Raw genomic sequence first — 19,965 nt, forward strand, 5'->3', positions numbered from 1 at the left:
GGGAATCATCCGGCGAATCAGAACTCGTTCGATCCGGCGGGCAGCAGCGGACGCAGTTCCTCGCGCACCCGTCGCTCGATCACCGCCAGATAGAGGTTCGCGTCCTCGTCGGCGAAGCGGTCCGCCCCGATCCGCGCCGCAGCCGCCTCGCGCACGTCGAACCGCGCCCCCGCGGCCACGGTCAGCCCGGCGGCGGCCGCCTGCGCGAGCAGTGCCCTGCTTCGGCGGCGCAGCACCGGGTCGGCAGCGGTGCGCAGGATCGCGCGCGGAGCGCCGAACAGCGCGGCGGGCAGGTGCACGGTGGCCCGCGCGGCGCACCGGAACGCGGCGATCCGGCCGAACGGCGGGATGTGGTCGGCCACCCGGTACTGCGCCGCGATCGGAGCCATGACGTGCCCGTACAGCTCGACCTGGAGCAGTCCGGCGCCCGCCGTGGCGCCTAGATGCGCGCTGACGATCAGGCCCGCCGGGTCGCCGCCGATCCGGATCCGGCGGAAGGTGCGCGGGCCGCCGTCCCGGTGAGAGGCGGCGCGGGCGTCCGGGATCAGCCGGACCTGGTCGGGGTCGATGCGGGTGGCGAGGGCGGGCGCCGTGGAGATCGCGCACTCGTCCACGCGTACCGCGCCGGGACCGCGCGCGGCGTCCGCCGGGTCGAGCGGTCCGAGCCCCACGCTCAGCCGCTCGCAGATGCGGTCGAGCAGATCCTCGCTGTCGAACGGCGCGGAATCGGAGGCGGCCGGGCCCACTTCTATCAGCCAGCGCCGCCGCAGCACCTGGCGTCCGACGCCGATGAACGGATCGGCCGGGTCGGCCAGCGGGTGGTGGGCGAGGCGGGGATCGGCGAGCCGCTCGCCGAGGACCGCGAGCGCGTGCTGGGCCCAGGCCGGTTCGGCGGAGAGCCAGCGCGAGGGGGTGTACCGCTCGGGGCGCAGCCGCTCGGCGACCGTCGCGTAAGCGGCCATCTCCTCCACGAAGAGGGCCAGCCAACAGCAGACCGCCGCCGCGAGCGGCACGCCGACCCACTCGGCGGCGCGCGCCGCCGTCGGCTGCGGGATGCCCCACCCTCCGCGCAAGCCGTACGGGTCGGCGTCGGTGAGGGCGAGCGCGAGCAGGACGACCGCCAGCAGGCCCCACAGCAGTGCGGCAAAGCGGCCGAAGGCGCCTGCGGTGCGCAGTAGGAGCCGCAGGCCGGCCAGCCAGACGTACCAGGCGATGGTCGCCCAGGCGCTCACGGCCACCGCGACCAGCGGGAGGATCACCAGCGCGGCGTCCCGGTACAGCCGGCGGGAGCGGGCGGCGATGCAGTGCCGGACGACCGTGACCAGGTCGATTCCGGAGACCGGGACGGGCAGCCGGTGTTCGGCGACCAGGAGTTCGCGCACGACCCGGTGGGCGAACTCGGAGTCCACATGCGCGGCGACGCTTAGGTAGCGGGTCGCTGCCTGATCGGTCCGCGGCTGCGGCCCGGGTCCGGCCGCCGCGCCGTCGTGCCGCCGCGTGCGGGCCGCGACGCCGCTCATCGGGCTCGCCCTTCATGCTCGGGGTGGTCTCGTGGCAGGTCGTGCTGAAGTCGGTCAGGTCCGACTCAAGATCAGGCAGGGTACGTATTCTGCCGGGTGCGCGGCGCCCTGGAGTGCGCTTTCGGCGCTGCTTGACCAAGGTTTTGCCCGGTGGACGCCGGTCCGTGTCCCGCAGTACGACCATCGGACAGCGGTATCAGCGGTTCATCATTGAATGTCCGGGTATGGCGTAGCTGTCCACGGTTCGGTGCGCGTTGCGGTCAGTTCGGGGGAACAAGGCGGCGCCCCGTGACGTTAACTGCACACAGACGGACACATGCGGCGGACGGTCACGGCAGAAGCCGCGGGCAGGAGGAACGGGACCATGAGCGAGCGAGCACTTCGGGGTACCAGGCTCGGCGCGACCAGTTACGAGACGGACAGCGGCATAGATCTCGCACCCCGCCAGGACGTCGAGTACAGCTGTCCGAATGGCCACCGTTTCGAGATGCCGTTCGCGCTGGAGGCGGACGTTCCGCCGACCTGGGAGTGCCGGGTCTGCGGCACGCAGGCGGTGCGGGTCGACGGGGAGGCCCCGGAGGCGAAGCCGGGCAAGCCCACGCGTACGCACTGGGACATGCTGCTGGAGCGGCGCTCGGTGGCGGACCTGGAAGAGGTCCTGGCCGAGCGGCTCGAGGTGCTGCGCGGCGGAGGCATCGCATACGCAGCGAGGGCTGCCCTAGAGCCGGCGCTGGTCGACGCGGCCAGCGGCGTGCCGACGGCGGCGCGCCCCACGACGGCGAGCCGCCCCTCGGGCGGAGCAGCGAGGCCTTCGGCGAAGAACACCGCGCCGACCAAGAAGAGCGCGGCGGCGGCACCGGCTACACGGTCCGCTGGCAAGCCGGTCAAGAAGTCCCCGACGGCGAAGAGCCCGGCGGCGAAGTAAGGCGCGGATTGCAGCAGCCGGGACAGTGGAACGGCGGCGGCTGCCAACGGATAATCACGGGCAACTGAAGAGGCGTCGCGAGCGCGCAGCTCGTCGAACCACAGCTACACGCATCGGAATGGCTACCGCGTCAGCGCGGTAGCCATTATTCGTGTCTGGGCGACGCGTCAGGCCGACGCCGCCGTGCCCTTTCCGCGGCCGGTCAGCTTCGCGAGGCGGTCTTGGAAGCCCCAGACGGTGCTGCGCCACAGCGCCTCGTACACGATCGAGCCCGACATCTTCGAGGTGCCGAACTCCCGCTCGACGAAGGTGATCGGGACCTCGACCACCTTGAACCCCTGGCGCACCGCGCGGCGCGACATGTCGACCTGGAAGCAGTAGCCGGCCGACTCCACGTCCCCGAGGCCGAGCCCCTCGAGCGTCGCCCGGCGGAAGGCGCGGAAGCCGCCGGTGGCGTCGCGCAGCTTCATGCCGATGGCCAGCCGCACGTAGAGGTTGCCGCCGCGGGAGAGCAACTCGCGGGACTTGGGCCAGTTGACCACGCTGCCGCCCCGCACCCAGCGCGAGCCCAGAACCAGGTCGGCGTTCTGCTCCTCCAGCGCGGTGAGCAGACTCGGCAAGTCCTCCGGGCGGTGCGAGCCGTCGGCGTCCATCTCCACGATCACCGCGTAGCCCCGGTCCAGCCCCCAGCGGAAACCGGCGAGGTAGGCGGCGCCGAGCCCTTCCTTGCCCTTGCGGTGCAGGACGTGGACGCGGGAGTCGGCGGCGGCGAGCTTGTCCGCGATCTCCCCGGTGCCGTCGGGGCTGTTGTCGTCGGCGACGAGGACGTGGACGTCCGGGTTGTGCGTGTGCAGCCGGGTGACGATGCGCTCGAGGTTCTCCGACTCGTTGTACGTCGGGATGATCACGAGGACTCGGGCGGCTCCGGCCGCGTCCTGCGCGGCGTCGTCGGCCTGGCTGGTCGGGGCGGTCACGTGCTGGCCTTCCTTGCGGTGGTGGGGTGGTCCGGCGCGGCGGCGCCGGCGACCGGGGCGCCGACCGCCTCGCGCGGCGGTGCGGAGGCGTCCGGTTGCGGTTCTGATTCAGGTTCCTGCGGCGCGGCCCCCGTGCCGACCGGCTCGAGCCGCTCGGCGTCCGGCTGCTCAGAGGCGGAAAGGGTACCGGATCCGTTCGAGGGGCCGCCAAGGGCCGAGCGGCGCCCGGCCCGCAGCGCCAGCGCCCAAGCGACGAGCGCGGCGGCGGCCATCGCGGCCTCGGGCCACGCGCCGACCCGGTCGGCGAGGGTGAACCCGGTGCGTGGCGTGACGTCGGCGGCGACCACGGCCGGGGTGAACTGCCGGGTCTGCTGGTGCACGACGCCGTCCGGGGTGATGTATCCGGAGATCCCGCTGGTCGCGGCGATCAGCACCGGCCGGCCGTGCTCCACGGCGCGCAGCTGCGAGATAGCCAGCTGCTGCTCCGGCTGGCCGGTCCAGCCGTAGGTCGCGTTGTTGGTCTGGACGACGATCACGCCGCCGTTGCCGAGCACGGAGCTGCGGACCATGTCGTCGTAGGCGACCTCGAAGCAGATCACGTCGGCGAGGCGCACCCCGCCGACGGTCAGCACGCCGGGCGTCGAGCCCGGCACGTAGCTGCGCGGGACCCGCGCCAGTTCGCTGATGTACTTGCGCAGCGTCGACTCGAACGGGACGTACTCCCCCATCGGCACCAGGTGCCGCTTGACGTAGGTCTGGCCGGGGCCGGTGACCGGGTCCCAGACGACGCCCTCGTTGCGGGCGTGGTTCGCGTCCACGCTGACGACGGTGCCCACCAGGATCTGCGTGCCGACCGCCTGCGCGGCCGCGGTCAGCTCGGCGGCGACGACCGGGTCCGTGGTGGGGTCGACGTCGTCGGAGTCCTCGGGCCAGATGACCGCGGCGGGCTTGGGGGCCTTCCCGGCGGCCACCTCGGCGGCGTACTGCTCGGTGACCGCGAGGTGGTTGTCCAGCACCGCCGCCGCCTGTCCGTAAGCGTCCAGGCCGGTGCGCGGGACGTCGCCCTGGATCGCGGCCAGCTGGACCGGGGCGCCGGCGTTGGTCTGGAGCGGGACCAGCCATCCGACGGCGGGCAGCGCGACCGCGAGCACCGTCCACGCCGCGAGCGGCCAAGACCAGGCGGCCCGGAACCGGTCCGTGCGGCGCGCGGCCTGATAAACGGTCAGCGCGAATGCGGCCAGCAGGGTGCCGATCAGCGCAGTGGCGAAGGTGACCAAGGGAGCGCCGCCGAGCGCGGCAAGCGGGGTGAGGAGCGTGTGGGTCTGGCTGAAGGCGAGGCGCCCCCAGGAGAAGCCGCCGACCGGCCACCGGTCGCGGGCGGCCTCCTCGGCGACCCAGAGCAGCGCCTGCCACAGCACCGCGCCGCGCAGCCGGGCCACGGCGGCGGTCGCCGCGCCGAACGGGATGAAGTACAGCGCCTCGAGGAAGCCGAGGATGATCCACGCGTCGGTGCCGACGACGGTCACCCACTCGAACATCAGGATCGAGAACGTCAGGCCGAACCAGAACCCGGTCCACGCGGCAGCCGTGGCCGGACGGCGCAACCCACGTGCGGCCCGGCTGTTCGCCGCGGCCTGGGCGCAGAGCGTGTAGCCCGCGACACACAGCGGCGCCAGCCAGAACCAGCCGACCGGGGCGAAGGCGGGGACGAGCAGCGCGCCGAACCCCGCGGCGGCCAGCTGCGGCAGCCAGTGCCGACCGGGGCGCGGGCGCCGGAGCGGCGGCCGCCACGCGGTGATACGGCGCTGACGTGCCACGCGCGGCCTCTCGTCGAAATCGTCGGTGCAGTTGGAAGCGTGATGCTTACGGTAATACCGTAAAGCACCAGGCCACAGCCTCCGACCGAAGGCCGGCGCCGGAGCACGGTCCCGGTGATCGTGCTCGCGGATCGTGCACGGTATTCGACGGGTCTTGCCGCCCCGCCGGTTCCCGCGCGTGCGGCGTCCCTGGAGTCAGCGGTCCAGCTGGTCGTACACGACGCGCCCGCGTACCGCCGTGCGCAGGCAGCGCGGCAGGTCGAGGCCGGGCGTCAGGTCGGGCAGTCCGGGCACGCCCGCCCGCTCGTCGGTGGACCACGCGGCAACCCGCTGGTCGGGGGCCTGCACGACCAAGTCAGAAGCCTGCCAGACGGCGTAGGTGGCGGGGCTGCCGGGGGTGAGCACGCCGGTCTCGTCGGCGGGCACGCCCGGGGCCGACGGGTGCAGCGCCCGCCAGCCGCCGCGGGTGTGCGCGGTGAAAGCGGCGCGGGCGCTCATCCGAGAGGCTTGGGTCTGGTGGAACGCGGCGGCGCGCACCGCCTCCCACGGGCCGAGCGGGATCACCGGCGCATCGGAGCCGAAGGCCAAGACCACGCCGGCGGAGGCGAGCGCGGCGAACGGGTTCATCGCCAGCGCCCGTCCGGTGCCCAGCCGTCGCGCGTACATGCCGTCCGAGCCGCCCCAGGCGGCGTCGAACCCGGGCTGGGCGCTGACCACGACCCCGTGGTGCGCGAACTTCTTCACGTGTTCGTGGTCGGGCATCTCGGCGTGCTCGGCCCGGGTCCGCATCGCGCGCAGCCGTTTCTCGCCGACCACGTCGTGCGCCAGGTCCAGGCCCGCGACGAACAGGTCGAGGCCGTAGTCGCCGATGACGTGGAAGCCGGGCTGCACGTCCGCCTCGACGCAGGAGATCACGAAGGCGCCGATCTGTTCCGCCGTCATATACGCGGCCCCGGCGTGACCGGCGGGGGTGAGGTGGCCTTGGCCCGCCTCGGCCGCGTCGGTGTAGGGCTCGCGCAGGCAGGCGGTGTGCGAGCCGATCGCGCCGTCGATGAACAGGTCGCCGCCCGCGCCGACCCCGCCCAGTTCGCGGGATTTCACCGGATCGGTCAGCTCGCCCCAGTACCCGAAGACGTAGGGGCCTTCGCCGCGGGCGGCCAGGGCGAGCAGGCCGGTGAAGTCGTCCTCCCCCGAGATCTGCGGGCCGCCGCATTCGTGGAGCGCGCCGATGCCGAGCTCGGCGGCCCGTCGCAGGGTCGCCTCCTGTGCTGCGGTGCGCTGCGCAGAGGTGATCGAGGCGAGGGCGGCGGCGCGCACGGCGTGGTGGGCGTCCCGGGTGAGCGGCCCGTCCTCGGTGAATCCGACGCTGCCGGGCGCATCGGGAACGGCGGCGAGCAGGGAGTCGGAGACGAGTGCGCTGTGCACGTCGACGCGAGAGAGGTAGACCTTGCGCCCACCTGCGGCCCGGCCGATGTCGGCGCGGCTCGGCAGGTCCCGGTCCGCGACCGCCGCCCACGCGGTCTCGTCCCAGCCAGTGCCGAGCACCACGACGTCGTCCGGAAGCGACGCGCTATAAGCGGCGATCCGGTCGAGCAGTTCCGCACGCGAGCCGGTACCGGACAGGTCGAGGCCGCCTAAGGCGAGGCCGGTCGCGGTCGCGTGCACGTGGGCATCCACGAACGCGGGGGTGACGAGCGCGCCGCGCAGGTCGATCACTTCGTCGGCCGAGTCGGCGTGGGCGTCGGCGGCGCCTTCGGAGCCGACCCAGGCGATCGCGCCCGCCTCGGCAACCATCGCAGTGGCGAACGGATCGGCGGGCGTGTAGATCGCGCCGCCGCGCAGCAGGGTCGTCTTCTCGCGTGCGCTCATGGCGTCTATCTCATCCGATGCGCCGCCGGATGGCCAGTGATCGCACCCCTCGGAGTTAAATCAGGGCGGCGAAAGACCGTGTGGCGGGGAAACGCCTTTCTCCCCGTCACACGGTCTACAGCCGCCCCGAACCCTGGTTTGACTCCGACTGGCAATCGAACACTGGGTTAGTCCGAGAGGTGGCGTTTTCCCGCCGCGGGCCGCACGTGCGAGGCGACGAGGGCGATCGTGCCGCCGAGCAGCGTGCCCAGCAGCCGCGCGCCGGCCATCTGGTGGGCGCTTTGGCCCAGAAGGTCGAGCAGCAGCACCACGAAGCCGGTGAGGAACGTGGTGAACAGGAAGTAGTTCGCGGGAAAGACCGTGTACGCGAGCGTGACAGCAACGGCCGCACCGATGAGCAGGGGCGCGGTGCCCAGCGCGGCGAACGCGGCGAGCAGAATGCCGAGCACCACACCGAGCGCGGTGCCGCCGATCCGGTCGAGGCCGCGTCGCACCGTGATCACATGGTCGGACTTGAGCACCACGAGCGCGGTCAGCGCGGCCCAGTACGGATGCGGGAGGCCGAGGAGCAGCGCGGCGAGTTGCGCGACAACCGCGGCTGCGGCCATGCGCACTGCGTGGCGGCCCTGTTCGGTGCGCACGCCGAGGTGTGCGCGGACCGTGCCGACGAGGTGGCGGACGAATACGCGCGGCGTTCGGTGCGGGGGCCGCGCGGGCGCTTCGTCGGTTTGGGTACCGGTCGCCGCCCCGATGGCTGCGGGCGCAGCGATGAGGGACGCGAGCGCCGCCTGGAAGAGGCCGCCGGCTAGGACGAAGCCCGCGCGCACGGCGGCGTGGCTCGGGGGTTCGGGCAGCACGGTGGCCATCAGGAGGGCGAGCGGCCACTGGAGCGCGGCGACGGCGACGCGGTCGCTGAATGCGGTGACGATCCCGGCGACGTAGGCGAACAGGGCGATGACCGGGACCAGCAGCACCGGCTCCGCTGCGGCGAGTGCCCCGATGAACGCGGCGACGGCCATGCCGACGGCGGCGAGGAAGGCGGTCGCGGCGCTTCGGCGCCCGGCGCGGTGGCCGAAGATGGCGGCGCATCCGGCAGGCAGGGCGCCGAGGGCGGCGAAGGTGCCGTGAGCGAGGTTGTCGGTGGCGGCGCCGAGCGCGAGCGGGACGATGACACCGACACCGTGCAGCACGCCGCGGACCGGGATGAGGCTGGACCGCGGGATCTGGGCGACCCGGCGTGGGGACCTGAGCTCCCGGACGGTCTCGCTGTACGTGGACGTGCTGTATGTGGACACGGCGTCTGCTCCCCCAAGGCCCGCGACAGCGGCGCGGCCCGTCTTGGGCCGACACGCTTAAGCGCGGATGCGGATGGTGACACGCCGTCGGGCCGTCCCCGCCGCGTCCGAGTGGACGCGGTCGAGGCTTTTCCATAGTGCGCCACGCAGTCTTCATGCGTCCAATAACCAGTACTCACTGTTCCGATGCGCGGCAGGCATGAAAGAATCCAGGTGTGCAGATCGAGGAATTGCGCTGGTTCTCAGTGCTGTGCGAGACCCGGCACGTCGGGCGTGCCGCCGAGGAGCTGGGCCTGTCGCAGCCGGGGCTTTCGCGCGCGCTGGCCCGCCTGGAGCAGGAGCTGGGCGCGCCGCTGTTCGACCGCCGGGGCCGCGTGCTCGAGCTCAACCGCTACGGCGCTGCGTTCCTCACCCACGTGCGCCGGGTGCTCGGTGAGGTGGAAGCGGGGCGGCGGGCGGTGGCGGATCTGGCCAGTCCTGAATCGGGCACCGTGGCGATGGGGTTCCTGCACACCGTCGGGACGTGGCTGGTGCCGCGGCTGCTGATCTCGTTCCGCTCCCAGTACCCCGGCGTGCGGTTCCAGCTGATCCAGGGCGGCTCGGCGGCGATCACGGCGGCGCTCGAAGCCGGTGACGTGGACCTGGTGATCACGTCGCCGAAGCCGCCCGGTGCGGCGGGTCCGGCGGCGAAGCTGGCGTGGCGGCCGCTGCGGCGCGAGCGGCTGTACCTCACCGTCCCGGTCGGCCACCGCTTCGCCGAGCGGCGGCGGGTGCGCTTGGCCGAGGCGGCGGCGGAGACGTTCGTGGCGAACAAGCCGGGCACCGGGCTGCGCGAATCCAGCGAGGAGCTGTGGCGGGAGGCCGGGATCTCGCCGAAGGTCGCGTTCGAGGGCGACGACGTGGCGACGCTGCGCGGCATGGTCGCGGTCGGCCTCGGCGTCGCGGTGCTCCCGCGCGCCCGCACCTACGACGGCGGCGTGGACCAGAGCGGCGATCCGTGGCTCCGCTACATCCCGCTGGCCGGCACCGGCGGCTCCCGCGTCCTGGGGCTGGTCTGGCGCGAGGACCGCTGGGCGTCTCCGGCGGTGACGGCCTTCCGCGAATCGGTCCTCGCGTTAGGGCGTGCTTAAGAAGGATCGCCGGGCCCGCGGCGCCTGCCACGCACGCTCGCTGCGTTGGCGAAGCACCCACATATTCCCGATATGAGGGAGCTTCGCCGCCTTGCGAATCGCACGCGTCAGACGCCGCGGGCTTATCCGACGCTCCTTCTTAAACACGCCCTAGGCCCTGAGCTGCCCTGATCTCACGCAGGACGGCTCACGCCTCCGTCAACAGCGCGACGATCCGCGGCAGCGCCCGTGAGATCGGCTCGCGGATCACCTCGGTGGCCAGGTCGTCGTACGGGGTCGGCTCGTTGTTGACGATCACCAGGTCGGCGCCCGATTCGGCGGCGACCTCGCAGAGCCCTGCCGCCGGGTGCACCTGTAGCGAGCTTCCGACGGCCAGGAAGACCTCACAGACCTGCGCCGCTGCCGCGGCCGCTCCGAGCACTTCCGGATCGAGCGCCTGCCCGAACATGATCGTCGCGGATTTGAGGATGCCGCCGCAGGCGCGGCAGGCCGGGTCCGGCTCGCCCGCGGCCACCCGGTCCAGCGCCTCGCGCATCGTGGAGCGGGCCGCGCAGCCGACGCATTCGACCTCGAACATGTTGCCGTGCAGCTCGAGCACCTTGCGCGGGGTCGAGCCGGCCTTCTGGTGCAGGCGGTCGATGTTCTGGGTCAGGATCCGCACCGAGCGTCCCGAGCGCTCCAGGTCCACCAGCGCCCGGTGCCCAGCGTTCGGCTCGGCGCCCCAGGCCGGATTGTCCCGGCGGGCGATCCATGAGCGCTCACGCAGCTTCGGGTCGGCCACGTAGTCCTGGTAGGTCGACGTCAGCTCGGCGATCGGGTTCGCGGTCCAGGTGCCCTGCGGGCCGCGGAAGTCCGGGATTCCCGAGTCGGTCGAGATCCCGGCGCCGGTGAGCACCGCGACAGGGCCGCGCCGCCGATACCACTCCGGCATGCGCGCTCCGGGTTCGCCGGCCACGTGTTCCTCCCACCCGTCAACCACTTGCTTCTCCCGTGCCGACCCGCCTAGGGCGTGGTTAAGGAGGAGCGTCGGATAAGCCCGCGACGCTCCTTAAACAGGCTCTAGTCTCCCACCTTCGGCAGGTCGGGCAGGCGGCCGTCGAAGGCCGTGGACAGCACGATCGTGGTGCGGGTGGAGACGTTCGCGGCGGAACGGATGCGCCCGAGCAGTCCCTCGAGCGCGCTCGGGGTGGCGACGTGGACCCTCAGGATGTAGTTCTCCTCGCCCGCGACGGAATGGCAGGACTCGATCTCGGTCAGTGGCGCGAGACGCTCGGGCACGTCGTCGGGCGCGGCCGGGTCGAACGGCTTGACCGAGATGAACGCGGTCAGCGGCAGGCCTATCGCGTCCGGGTCGACGACCGCGCGGTAGCCCTTGATCACTCCGCGCTGCTCGAGCCTGCGCACCCGCTGGTGTGCGGCCGAGGTGGAAAGGCCGGTCGCCTTGCCGAGGTCCGTGTAGCTCATCCGCCCGTCTTCGAGCAGAAGCCGCACAATCTGCCGATCGATCTCCTCCATCCCTCAAACTTAACGGTTTGTGCTGGCCGAGACCCACTTTTCGACGAGCGGACAGGCGTACCGACGCAAACCCGTAATGTCGCGCCCGGCCAGGTCGCGGGTCCGTGGCAAGGCCAAACGTCAGCGGGATGTCGGGCCGCTCCCCTACGATCAGCCGCATGTCCGATGAGGAATCAGCCGACGACATGGACAACGGGGCGCACGCGTTCCAGGTCGACCTGCGGGGTCTGGTCGATCTGCTCTCGCACCACCTGTACTCCTCGCCGCGCATCTACGTCCGCGAACTGCTCCAGAACGCGGTGGACGCGGTCACCGCGCGCCACGCACTCGACCCCGCGGCCCCGGGCCGGATCCGCCTGCGCGCGGACGGGGGCTCGGTGTGCATCGAGGACGCCGGCATCGGCCTGACCGAAGCCGACGTGCACCGGTTCCTGGCCACCATCGGCCGGTCCTCCAAGCGCGACGACCTGGCCGGGGCGCGGCGCGAGTTCCTCGGCCAGTTCGGCATCGGCCTGCTGGCCTGCTTCACCGTGGCGGACACCATCCGGGTCGTCACCCGGTCGGCCGCCGACCCTGATGCCGGACCGGTCGAGTGGCTGGCCGGCTCGGACGGCCGCTACACGATCCGCGCGCTGCCCGCCTCCGCGCGCGAGACGCCCGGCACGACCGTCGAGCTGACCCCGCGCCCGGGGGCGGAGCGCTGGTTCGCCCCGGACCGGGTGGTGCAGCTGGCCCGCGAGTTCGGCTCGCTGCTGCCGTACGAGGTCGTCGTCGAGAGCGACGGGCACTCGGTGCGCGTCACCGACAGCCCGGCGGTGTGGGACCGCCCGTTCGGCTCCCCGGCCGCGCGGCGCCTGGCGCTGTTCGAGTACGGCGAGCGCACGCTCGGCTTCCCGGCGCTGGACGTCATCGAGCTCGACGTCCCGGTCGCCGGGGTGCGCGGCGTCGCCTACGTGCTGCCGTCCGCGGCCAATCCGACCGAGGCCGGCCGCCACCGGGTGCACCTGAAGGGCATGCTGCTCTCCGACGCGACGAGCGGGCTGCTGCCCGAGTGGGCGTTCTTCGTGCGCTGCGTCATCGACACCGACACGCTGCGGCCGACCGCCTCGCGTGAGGGCCTGTACGAGGACGAGACGCTGTCGGCGGTGCGCGAGGCGCTGGGCCGGCGGATCCGGGACTGGCTCACCACCCTGGCCGCCGAGGACCCCGCCCGGCTGGGCGCGTTCCTCGCCGTGCACACGCTCGGGGTCAAGGCGCTGGCCCGGCACGACCGCGAGCTGCTGCGGATCATGCTGCCGTTCCTGGAGTTCGAGACTACGGACGGGCGGGTTCCGCTGACCGAGTTCGCGCGCAACCACCCCACCCTGCACCTGGCCCGCACGGTCGACGAGTTCCGGCAGGTGGCGCCGATCGCCGCGGCGCAGGGCATCGGGGTGGTCAACGGCGGCTACACCTACGACGCCGAACTGGTCGAGCAGCTGCCCCAGGTGATCCCGGGGACGGTGGTCGGCGAACTCGGCGCGGACGTGGTCACGGCGCACCTGGACCTGGTGGACCCGGCCGAGGAGCTCACCCTGGCCGGGTTCCTGTCCGCCGCCCGCGCCACCCTCGACCCGCTGGACTGCGACGTGGTGCTGCGCGCCTTCGCGCCCGTGTCGGTCCCGGCGCTTCACCTGGACAACCGCGAGGCGCGGCACGAGCGCGCCCGCGCGCAGACCGAGGCGGCGGCCGACGAGCTGTGGGCTGAGATCCTCGGCGCGCTCAAGTCCTCCGCGCCGCGGGCGCAGCTGGTGCTCAACCACCACAGCCCGGTCGTCCGGCGGCTGACCGGGATCAACGACCGCGCGCTGCTGACCACGGCCGTCGAGGCGCTCTATGGTCAGGCGTTGCTGATGACGCATCGGCCGCTGCGCCCGGCCGATACCGCCTTGCTGAACCGGGCGTTCGGCGACTTGTTGTCGTGGGCGTCGATGGCGGTCAAGTCGGGGGACGAGGTCTGACCGGATGTCCTTGACCGGTGAGGAGATCTGGGCCGCACTCGCCGACAACGGGCGGGCGCCGCACGGTCCGGTGCGGATCGCCCGCGGCGAGTATCTGGTCGACGCGGCCGAGGCGGCGGGCGACCCGGCGGTGCGCGCGCAGGCGCTGATCGACGTGATCGAGGCGTATGAGTTCGGCGCGGAGCAGCCGAAGATGCTGGTGCAGTTCGCGAAGCTGCTGCGGCTGTGGGATGAGGCGCCGCACGGTTTCGACCGCGGGCGCGCGCACAGCCTGTTCTGGTACTTCAAGTGGACCACGGGCGGGATGATCGGCGTGCCGGAGGTGCCGCTCGCCTCGATCGGCCGCTGGCTGGAGGAGATGAAGTCGCGCTACCGCCAGGCGGGCTACTCGCCGCGCGCGGTGCACATGGGGCGGCACCGGCTGGCCCGCGAGGCGGGCGACCTGGAGCTCGCCCGGAGCGAGTTCCAGGCCTGGCTCGACGCCCCGCGCGACCAGATGGCCGACTGCCACGCCTGCGAGCTGGGCGATCAGGGCTGGTGGATGACGCAGCTTGGCCGGGACGAGGACGCGGTGACGCTCTGGCGCCCGGTGCTGGAGGGCGAGAGCTCCTGCGCCGAGGAGCCGCACCGGGTCCTGGCGCACAGTCTCATGCCGCTGGTGCGGCTGGGCCGACTCGACGAGGCGCGGGCGAATCACCTGCGCGGCTACCGCCTGGCGCGCGGCGTGCCGAATCTGCGCGCGGCCCTCGGCCGACACCTGGAGTTCTGCGCGCTGACCGGCAACGAGGCGCGCGGCCTGGAGATCCTGGCCGAGCACGCCGCCTACCTGACGGAGGGCGGGGAGGACGCGGAGACGCGGCTGGACTTCCTGACCGGCGCGGCGATCCTGCTGGGCCGACTGGCCGCGCTGGGCTTGGGCGGGCTGGACCTCGCGGACACCACGGTCGCGGACGCCGCGGCGGATGCCCAGGACCGGATCAAAGCCCTGTGCGACCGCTTCGACCGGCGCAACGGCAGCTCGGCGGCCTCGGGCCGGGTCGCCCAGCGGCTGGCGCAGCGCCCGCTCGAGGATCCGCTGCCGATCGGCTCGGCGACGCTCCTTCCGTCACCCACCCCGGCGCTGCCCTCGGCGTCAGCGTCGGCCTCGGACCGTCGGGCAGGGGCGTCCACGGCGGTCGGTGGCGCGGTCGACGCGTCAGCGCTCGACGATCTGATCGCCGAGGCCGACCGGCTGACGAAGGCACGGCACCCGCACGCGCGGTGGGCGTGGGAGCGGGTGGCGGCTAGCGGGTCCGAGCTGCCGGACGCGGCCGCCGCGCAGGTCGAGCGGGTCCGCGCCAAGGCCCTGATGGAGCGTGACCCGTCCGCCGCGCGGACCAGATTCCTCGCCTTGGCGGCGCGGTTCGGCCGGTCCGGGCAGACGGCGGACGCGCTCGAGGCCCGCGGCTCGGCGGCGACCGCGGCGTTCCTGGCCGACGACCAGCCCACCGCCGAGACTGAGGCGCTGACGCTCAGTGCGGAGGCGGAGACTGCTTACGCGGCGGGCGAACTGACGGCGCGCCAGTACCTCGGCGCCCGGGGCCTGCCCGTTTACTTCGCATACAAGGCCTTTGGCGCGACGTCCGACGGCGGCGATGCACCCGCCGATCCGCCCGACCCGACGTCCGTCGTCGCGGTCATCGAGGCCGAGCTGGATCTGGCGGACCGGCTCGGCGACCCGGGGCGCGCCGGCATGTACTGCAGGATGCTGATGCAGCTGGCGTACGTGCGCGGCGAGCGCGAGGAGGCACGCACCCGGGTCGAGGGCGCCCGGGATCGGTTCCTCGCCGCCGAGCAGCCGTGGGATGCGGCGGAGCCCGAGGCGCTGCTCGCCCAGATGGCGTTGGCCGCCAACGATGCGCAGACGGCTGAGGAGTACGCGCGCGCGGCCCTCGAACACGCCGTGCCGCAGCCGCGCGGCGCTGAGGTGACGCCCGACACGACCCGTCCGAGCGCCGCGTCGCTGCTGGTCGAGGCGATATCGCGACAGTCTGGACGGTACCCCGATCTGGTCGGGGCCGCGCTGCACGCCGCGCGGCTGTGGGACGGCGTAAGCGAGCCCGACGCGCTGAACAACCGCTTCATCGCGGCGCGCGCTTATCTGGCAATGAGGCGCTATGCCGAGGCGGCTGCGCTTTATGAGGAGCTCATGCCGCACGTCGAAGTGCCCTACCGCGGCGTGACCGTGGCGATGACGCGCGAGCAGTACGGCAACTGCCTCACCCAGCTCGGCGAACACCGTGCGGCAGCCGCGCAGTACCTGGCCGCCGCGGCACTGCTCCAGGACGACCCGGACAACCGCGGGCCGTACGCGCGGCTGGCGTGGACGGCGGCCGAGTCGCTCCAGAACGCCGGCCGCCCGGACGAAGCGCTGGCCGCGTACCGGAGAGCCGCCGACCTGTGGGAGGAACTGGACGCTCCCGCCGCGCGGGCGCGCTGCCTGCGCTCGGCCGCCTGGCTGCTGACGTGGTCCGGCGACGGACGCGAACCGCACTGGTCGGAAGCGCTCGAGGCGATGCGCGCGGTACTCGCGGAACTCGAGGCGATCCCGGCGGAGGGCCGCGATCCGCGGATCGGCGCGGAGATCAAGAGCACCGTCGATCAGCTGGAGCGGATACACACCTATGCCGAGGCCGCGAAGCTCTCCGGCGCGGCGGACCCCGCGGGAGCCGAAACGGCAGCCGACACCGACGACGTCTAGGGCGGGTCCACGAAGGATCGCCGGGCCCGCGACGCCTGCTGTGTGGTTGGCTCTTCGCGCGGCCGGGGCTGGAGGGCGGCTGTAGGTCAGGCGTCGGAGAAAGGCGCTCCGCCGCCCGGTCTTTCTCCGACGCCCCGGCCGCGCGAAAAGCGGCGCACTCATCCGCAGCCCCTTCTCCGACCGGCGCCAGCGGCTAAGATCGCCGTCATGGTCATGCGCGTTGGCGTCTGCATCCTGCCCGAATATCCGTGGCGCGAGGCGGCCGCGCACTGGCGCCGCGCCGAGGAGTTGGGCTTCGACTCGGCTTGGACCTACGACCACATCACCTGGTCCGGTCTGCCGTCAGGCCCCTGGTACAGCGCGTGGCCGACGCTGACCGCCGCGGCGGGCATCACCTCCCGGATCCGGCTCGGCACGCTCGTCTCCAGCGCCAACTTCCGCCACCCGGTGCCCTTCGCCCAGGAGATCATGACGCTGGACGACGTCAGCGGCGGGCGGCTGACCGTCGGCCTCGGCGCCGGGTCGGCCGGCCCGGACGCGACGGTGCTCGGAGGCCCCGGCTGGAGTCCGAAGGAGCGGGCGGACCGCTTCGAGGAGTTCACCGAGATCCTGCACGCGATGCTGACAGGAGCGCCCGAGGGCCGCACGCACACGACCTACCTGGGCGCCTACTACCAGGCCTCCGAAGCGCGTCTTGAACCCGGCTGCGCTCAGTCGCCCCGCACCCCGTTCGCGATCGCCGCGACCGGCCCGCGCGGTATGCGGCTGGCGGCCAAGCACGCGCAGACGTGGGTGCATGTGGACTCGGACAAGGGCAGGGGCCTTTCGCCCAAGGAGCAACTGGCCGAGGTCGCCGTGCTGACCGAGAAGCTGGACGCGGCATGTGCGCAGGCCGGCCGCGATCCGCGAACCCTGGACCGGCTCGTGCTGACCGGTTTCGGGGCGCTGCGTCCGCTCGACTCGGTGGAAGCGTTCGAGGACGCCCGTGGCCGGTACGCCGAGTTGGGCTTCACCGACCTCGTGGTGCACTATCCGCGCGCCACCGAGCCCTTCGCCGCCAGCCTGGACGTGCTCGAAGCCGTCGCGGCCCGCTGAGCTGACCGCCCGTCAGGGCTTCCACCCGAACACCGGGTCGTACTGCCGCAGAAACAGCCCCACCAGCCGTTCGCTCGCCGTGAGCTTCAGCGACTGGTCGCGCACGTACCTGCCGAGTGCCGTGCGCGGGTGATGGAACGCGGCCATCTTCTTCGACCGCTTGACGATGTCCGAGGTGCGCGCGAGCCGTGCCTCCGTGTAGGCGGCCAGCGCCGACACGACCCCGCCGTTTCCACGACCGTCGCCGCCCGCTACGAGCCGCGCCAGCACGACCGCGTCCTCGATCGACTGCGATCCGCCCTGCCCGAGGTCGGGGGTCATCGGATGCGCCGCGTCGCCGAGCACGGCGACCCGGCCGCGGTGCAACGCGGGCAGCGGGACGCGCATCCACCGGGCATCGTCGCGGAAGACCGAGGCCGGGTCGACCGCTGCCAGGACCTTGCGGACCTCTTCGTGCCAGTCGCCGAAGCGTTCGCGCAGCGGGGCGATCGGATCCTCGCTGGAGCCACCGGGTTCCGTCACCATCGTCGCGTACGCATAAACCCGCCCGTCGCGAAGGCCGAAGCTGCCCCAGATCGCGCCCTTGCCCAGCGTCTCGCTCGCGATCAGGTGGTCCCCGATGCCGGGCGAGAGCATCCACCAGACGGCGTATCCCCCGTACTCGGGTCCGGGGTGCTCGGGGAACAGCAACGAGCGCACCGTGCTGCGTCCGCCATCGGCCGCGACGACCAGATCGGCCTCGTATACGGCGCCGTCCACCGTCTCGACGCGAGCTCTGGTCCCCGCGTCTCCGGGCTGCACCGTCCGCACCTCGGCCTCGAAGCGCACAGTCCCCTCCGGCAACTCCCCCGCCAAGACGTTGAGCAGGTCCGTGCGCAGCAGTGTGTAGAACGGATAGCCGTACCGCTTGCCCACCGGGTCGCCGCCCGGCCGGTAGATCCAGCGTCCGTCCGGGCGGCGCGCGCCGATAGCCCCGGCCGGCTCCCCCGCCGCGCGAACCCGGTCGCCCAGGGTCGCGTCGCCGAGGTCGATCGCGTCGAGGGCGTGTTGGGCGTTCGGCGGCTGCGAGATGCCCGCCCCGATCGGGCGCAGCGCATCGGCCCGTTCGAGCACGGTGACCCGCCATCCCGTGCGGTACAACGCGTTCGCGGCCGTCAGACCGCCCACCCCGGCGCCGATGATCAGCGCCTCTCCGACAGACTCCATCGTCATCGTCTCCCCGCGCGCGCGAACTTCTACGTTCCATAGAAAATTAGCACTCGGTGTTCTCCCGATCGACCCGCGCGGGTGTGGGCACCCTTTGCTTCCACCTGTCAGACCCGCCCGGTATGTTGATCAACCGTGACGGAGGGTCAGGGTCAGGACGAGGACGGCAGCCGGGTCGCCCATGCCGCCGTGCGCGAGGTCGAGGCGGCGGTCGAGCGGCTGTGCCTCGAGGAGGGCACCAGCCCGGCCCGCGCCCGGCAGTTGCGCTGGGTCGCCAAGGAGCTGAGGATCGCCAGCGCGCACCCCGACTTCCGGCCCGGACGCACGCTGCGCCGGGCTGAGGACCTGCTCTCCGCGCAGGCGGTGAGCTCGTATCTGCGCTTGGCGCAGCAGGGTGAGCTGCGGCAGCGGCCGACCAGCACCGGCGACGGGACCTCCAGCGCCTCGTCGATGCGGATCCGCGAGGACTGCCTGCGCCTCATCTCCGAGCAACTCGCCGTGCCCCTGACGCTCGGCGAGCGGGCGCAGATTCCGGCCCCGCGCGAGGTCGTCGACGGGCCGACCCGCTCGCAGCTGAGGGCCTACCTGGCCACGAAGGCGGAGAGCCCGCCGACCCGCCCCGGCCGCATCCGGCTGCTGGCGATCATCGGTACCGTACTCGACACCGGTGCGCGGGTCGGCGAACTGTGCGCGCTCAAGATCGAAGACCTGGACAGCTCGGGCACCGAGCCGGTCCTCACCGTCGTCCGCCACCCGCAGGCGCGCGCCGTCTCCGCGCCGGTCACCGAGCACATCCGGCTCTCCCCCGGCACAGACGCCGCGCTGCGGCATTGGCTGTCCACCCGCGAGCAGATCATCGACACGCTGCATCTGGGCGTGAAGACGTTGTGGGTGTCAGTCGCGGGCAACCATGCCGGCCTGCCCGCCGCCGACGGTCACTCGATCCGCCGTCCGGCCGGCATGCCGCTGCGCCCTCGCGGTCTTCAGCGTGCTTACACCCGCGCCGTCGTCGAGCTGAACAGCGAGCTGGCGGGCTCGCCGGGATGGCGGCCGCTCCCCTATCGCCTCGAGCAACTGCGTCGCGCCGTCGAGGTCCAGCCCGACCGCCTCGTGTCCTGACGGCGCGGCCGTACTCGCCGCGGTTGCTTTGGCCGTCGTGCCGACGACCCGGGCGACCGGCCAACGTCACTGCGGACGGCCGTATTTCGCCGCAGCCGCGTTCGCCGTCGGACAATGGCCAGAGGCACGGTCGCAGGCCTCGAGGTCGCAGAGGCGGCAGATCCACGCCCCGCCGTCCTTGCTCTGCACGATGTTCGCCATGACGCGGCCGGTGAGGGAATGCAGCTGCCGCAGTTCCTCGGCGGAGAACCCGGCGATAGCCGCGTTCAGCGCGTCGGCCCGCACGGCTTCGATCGTGCGGGCCACGTCGCGGCCCTGCGGAGTAAGGCTGATCGTGCGCGAGCGGCGATCGTCGCCCGGCCCACGGGTGATCAAGCCCGTCGACGCCAGCCGGTCGACGAGCCGGACGACGGCCGAATGGGTCAGGCCCAGCACGCGGCTGAGCTGTTCGAGTGTCGGCCGATCGAGGAAGTGGTACAGAGCGGAGAGCGCCGCGCCGGCCGAGTCGGACACCCCCGCCCGGCCGGCGGAGGCCGAAAGCTGGTCGGCGACGGCCAGCGCGAGCGCCCCCAGCACGTTGGCCGCACGGTCGGCTTCGGTCACGCGAACTCGTACGTCAGCGTCAGCGGCATGTAGGGGTAGTCGGCGTGCGTGGAAGCGCTCGTGGCTTTGCCGGTGATCCCGGCCAGGTCACCCGTGGCGTCGACGATGACGGACTCGCCGCGTGCGGTCGTGCCGTCGTACGTGCCTTGGCCCTGGA

At 72.7% G+C, this 19,965-nt stretch carries 14 protein-coding genes and 1 pseudogene; 6 read left to right on the forward strand and 9 right to left on the reverse strand.

Features of this window, described 5'->3' with window-relative positions:
- Nucleotides 1–17: 17 nt before the first annotated feature.
- A complete protein-coding gene (locus tag VGZ32_RS13875) occupies nt 18–1,520 on the reverse strand; it encodes a hypothetical protein (protein ID WP_326886415.1) in 1,503 nt (500 codons plus the stop codon).
- Between the two features lie 364 nt (nt 1,521–1,884).
- On the opposite strand from VGZ32_RS13875, the pseudogene VGZ32_RS13880 reads away from it, so the two are divergent.
- Nucleotides 1,885–2,226, forward strand: a pseudogene (locus VGZ32_RS13880) (RNA polymerase-binding protein RbpA); the annotation flags it as partial.
- Between the two features lie 386 nt (nt 2,227–2,612).
- On the opposite strand, the gene VGZ32_RS13885 reads toward VGZ32_RS13880, so the two are convergent.
- From VGZ32_RS13885 to VGZ32_RS13900, 4 genes are all read right to left on the reverse strand, one after another.
- Nucleotides 2,613–3,419, reverse strand: coding sequence for a polyprenol monophosphomannose synthase (locus tag VGZ32_RS13885; protein WP_326886416.1), 807 nt, complete (start codon nt 3,417–3,419; stop codon nt 2,613–2,615).
- Nucleotides 3,416–5,236, reverse strand: a complete 1,821-nt coding sequence (lnt, locus tag VGZ32_RS13890) for an apolipoprotein N-acyltransferase (RefSeq protein ID WP_326886417.1) — start codon at nt 5,234–5,236, stop codon at nt 3,416–3,418. Before lnt ends, VGZ32_RS13885 begins: the two co-directional genes overlap by 4 nt.
- A 195-nt stretch (nt 5,237–5,431) precedes the next feature.
- Nucleotides 5,432–7,105: an amidohydrolase gene (locus VGZ32_RS13895; protein ID WP_326886418.1), complete on the reverse strand. Its 1,674-nt coding sequence runs from the start codon at nt 7,103–7,105 to the stop codon at nt 5,432–5,434.
- Nucleotides 7,106–7,272: 167 nt separating this feature from the next.
- Entirely contained in the window at nt 7,273–8,400 is a 1,128-nt protein-coding gene (locus VGZ32_RS13900; protein ID WP_326886419.1) for an FUSC family protein, read from the reverse strand.
- Nucleotides 8,401–8,615: 215 nt separating this feature from the next.
- Between VGZ32_RS13900 and VGZ32_RS13905 the strand changes: the two genes are divergently transcribed.
- Nucleotides 8,616–9,530: a LysR family transcriptional regulator gene (locus VGZ32_RS13905; RefSeq protein ID WP_326886420.1), complete on the forward strand. Its 915-nt coding sequence runs from the start codon at nt 8,616–8,618 to the stop codon at nt 9,528–9,530.
- Between the two features lie 187 nt (nt 9,531–9,717).
- Here VGZ32_RS13905 and VGZ32_RS13910 read toward each other — a convergent pair whose 3' ends face one another.
- Both VGZ32_RS13910 and VGZ32_RS13915 read right to left on the reverse strand, forming a co-directional pair.
- Nucleotides 9,718–10,461 (reverse strand): SIR2 family NAD-dependent protein deacylase, encoded by a 744-nt coding sequence (locus tag VGZ32_RS13910; protein WP_349263596.1) that lies wholly within the window; start codon nt 10,459–10,461, stop codon nt 9,718–9,720.
- A gap of 128 nt (nt 10,462–10,589) precedes the next feature.
- Entirely contained in the window at nt 10,590–11,045 is a 456-nt protein-coding gene (locus VGZ32_RS13915) for an Lrp/AsnC family transcriptional regulator (RefSeq protein WP_326886422.1), read from the reverse strand.
- A 158-nt stretch (nt 11,046–11,203) separates the two neighbouring features.
- Between VGZ32_RS13915 and VGZ32_RS13920 the strand changes: the two genes are divergently transcribed.
- From VGZ32_RS13920 to VGZ32_RS13930, 3 genes are all read left to right on the forward strand, one after another.
- Nucleotides 11,204–13,045: an HSP90 family protein gene (locus VGZ32_RS13920; protein ID WP_326886423.1), complete on the forward strand. Its 1,842-nt coding sequence runs from the start codon at nt 11,204–11,206 to the stop codon at nt 13,043–13,045.
- Nucleotides 13,046–13,049: 4 nt separating this feature from the next.
- A complete protein-coding gene (locus tag VGZ32_RS13925; protein WP_326886424.1) occupies nt 13,050–15,785 on the forward strand; it encodes a hypothetical protein in 2,736 nt (911 codons plus the stop codon).
- A 207-nt stretch (nt 15,786–15,992) separates the two neighbouring features.
- A complete protein-coding gene (locus VGZ32_RS13930; protein ID WP_326886425.1) occupies nt 15,993–16,880 on the forward strand; it encodes an LLM class flavin-dependent oxidoreductase in 888 nt (295 codons plus the stop codon).
- 12 nt (nt 16,881–16,892) lie between these two features.
- Here the strand turns inward: VGZ32_RS13930 and VGZ32_RS13935 are convergent, their stop codons facing one another.
- Nucleotides 16,893–18,086, reverse strand: coding sequence for an FAD-dependent oxidoreductase (locus VGZ32_RS13935; RefSeq protein ID WP_326886426.1), 1,194 nt, complete (start codon nt 18,084–18,086; stop codon nt 16,893–16,895).
- Between the two features lie 135 nt (nt 18,087–18,221).
- Here VGZ32_RS13935 and VGZ32_RS13940 point away from each other — a divergent pair, with 135 nt between their 5' ends.
- Nucleotides 18,222–19,205: a hypothetical protein gene (locus VGZ32_RS13940; RefSeq protein WP_326886427.1), complete on the forward strand. Its 984-nt coding sequence runs from the start codon at nt 18,222–18,224 to the stop codon at nt 19,203–19,205.
- 66 nt (nt 19,206–19,271) lie between these two features.
- Here VGZ32_RS13940 and VGZ32_RS13945 read toward each other — a convergent pair whose 3' ends face one another.
- Nucleotides 19,272–19,808, reverse strand: a complete 537-nt coding sequence (locus VGZ32_RS13945; protein ID WP_326886428.1) for a MarR family winged helix-turn-helix transcriptional regulator — start codon at nt 19,806–19,808, stop codon at nt 19,272–19,274.
- Between the last annotated feature and the right edge of the window lie 157 nt (nt 19,809–19,965).

Origin of the sequence: Actinocrinis sp. (genome assembly GCF_035938995.1) — a bacterium.
In the GTDB taxonomy this organism is placed as follows: domain Bacteria; phylum Actinomycetota; class Actinomycetes; order Streptomycetales; family Catenulisporaceae; genus DASZGI01.

What these genes read in the sequence shown, in the direction of transcription:
- VGZ32_RS13895 (WP_326886418.1), bottom strand. Translation starts at nt 7,105, where the DNA reads ATGAGCGCACGCGAGAAGACGACCCTGCTGCGCGGCGGCGCGATCTAC.
- VGZ32_RS13875 (WP_326886415.1), bottom strand. Translation starts at nt 1,520, where the DNA reads ATGAGCGGCGTCGCGGCCCGCACGCGGCGGCACGACGGCGCGGCGGCC.
- VGZ32_RS13920 (WP_326886423.1), top strand. Translation starts at nt 11,204, where the DNA reads ATGTCCGATGAGGAATCAGCCGACGACATGGACAACGGGGCGCACGCG.
- VGZ32_RS13930 (WP_326886425.1), top strand. Translation starts at nt 15,993, where the DNA reads ATGGTCATGCGCGTTGGCGTCTGCATCCTGCCCGAATATCCGTGGCGC.
- VGZ32_RS13915 (WP_326886422.1), bottom strand. Translation starts at nt 11,045, where the DNA reads ATGGAGGAGATCGATCGGCAGATTGTGCGGCTTCTGCTCGAAGACGGG.
- VGZ32_RS13925 (WP_326886424.1), top strand. Translation starts at nt 13,050, where the DNA reads ATGTCCTTGACCGGTGAGGAGATCTGGGCCGCACTCGCCGACAACGGG.
- VGZ32_RS13910 (WP_349263596.1), bottom strand. Translation starts at nt 10,461, where the DNA reads ATGCCGGAGTGGTATCGGCGGCGCGGCCCTGTCGCGGTGCTCACCGGC.
- VGZ32_RS13935 (WP_326886426.1), bottom strand. Translation starts at nt 18,086, where the DNA reads ATGGAGTCTGTCGGAGAGGCGCTGATCATCGGCGCCGGGGTGGGCGGT.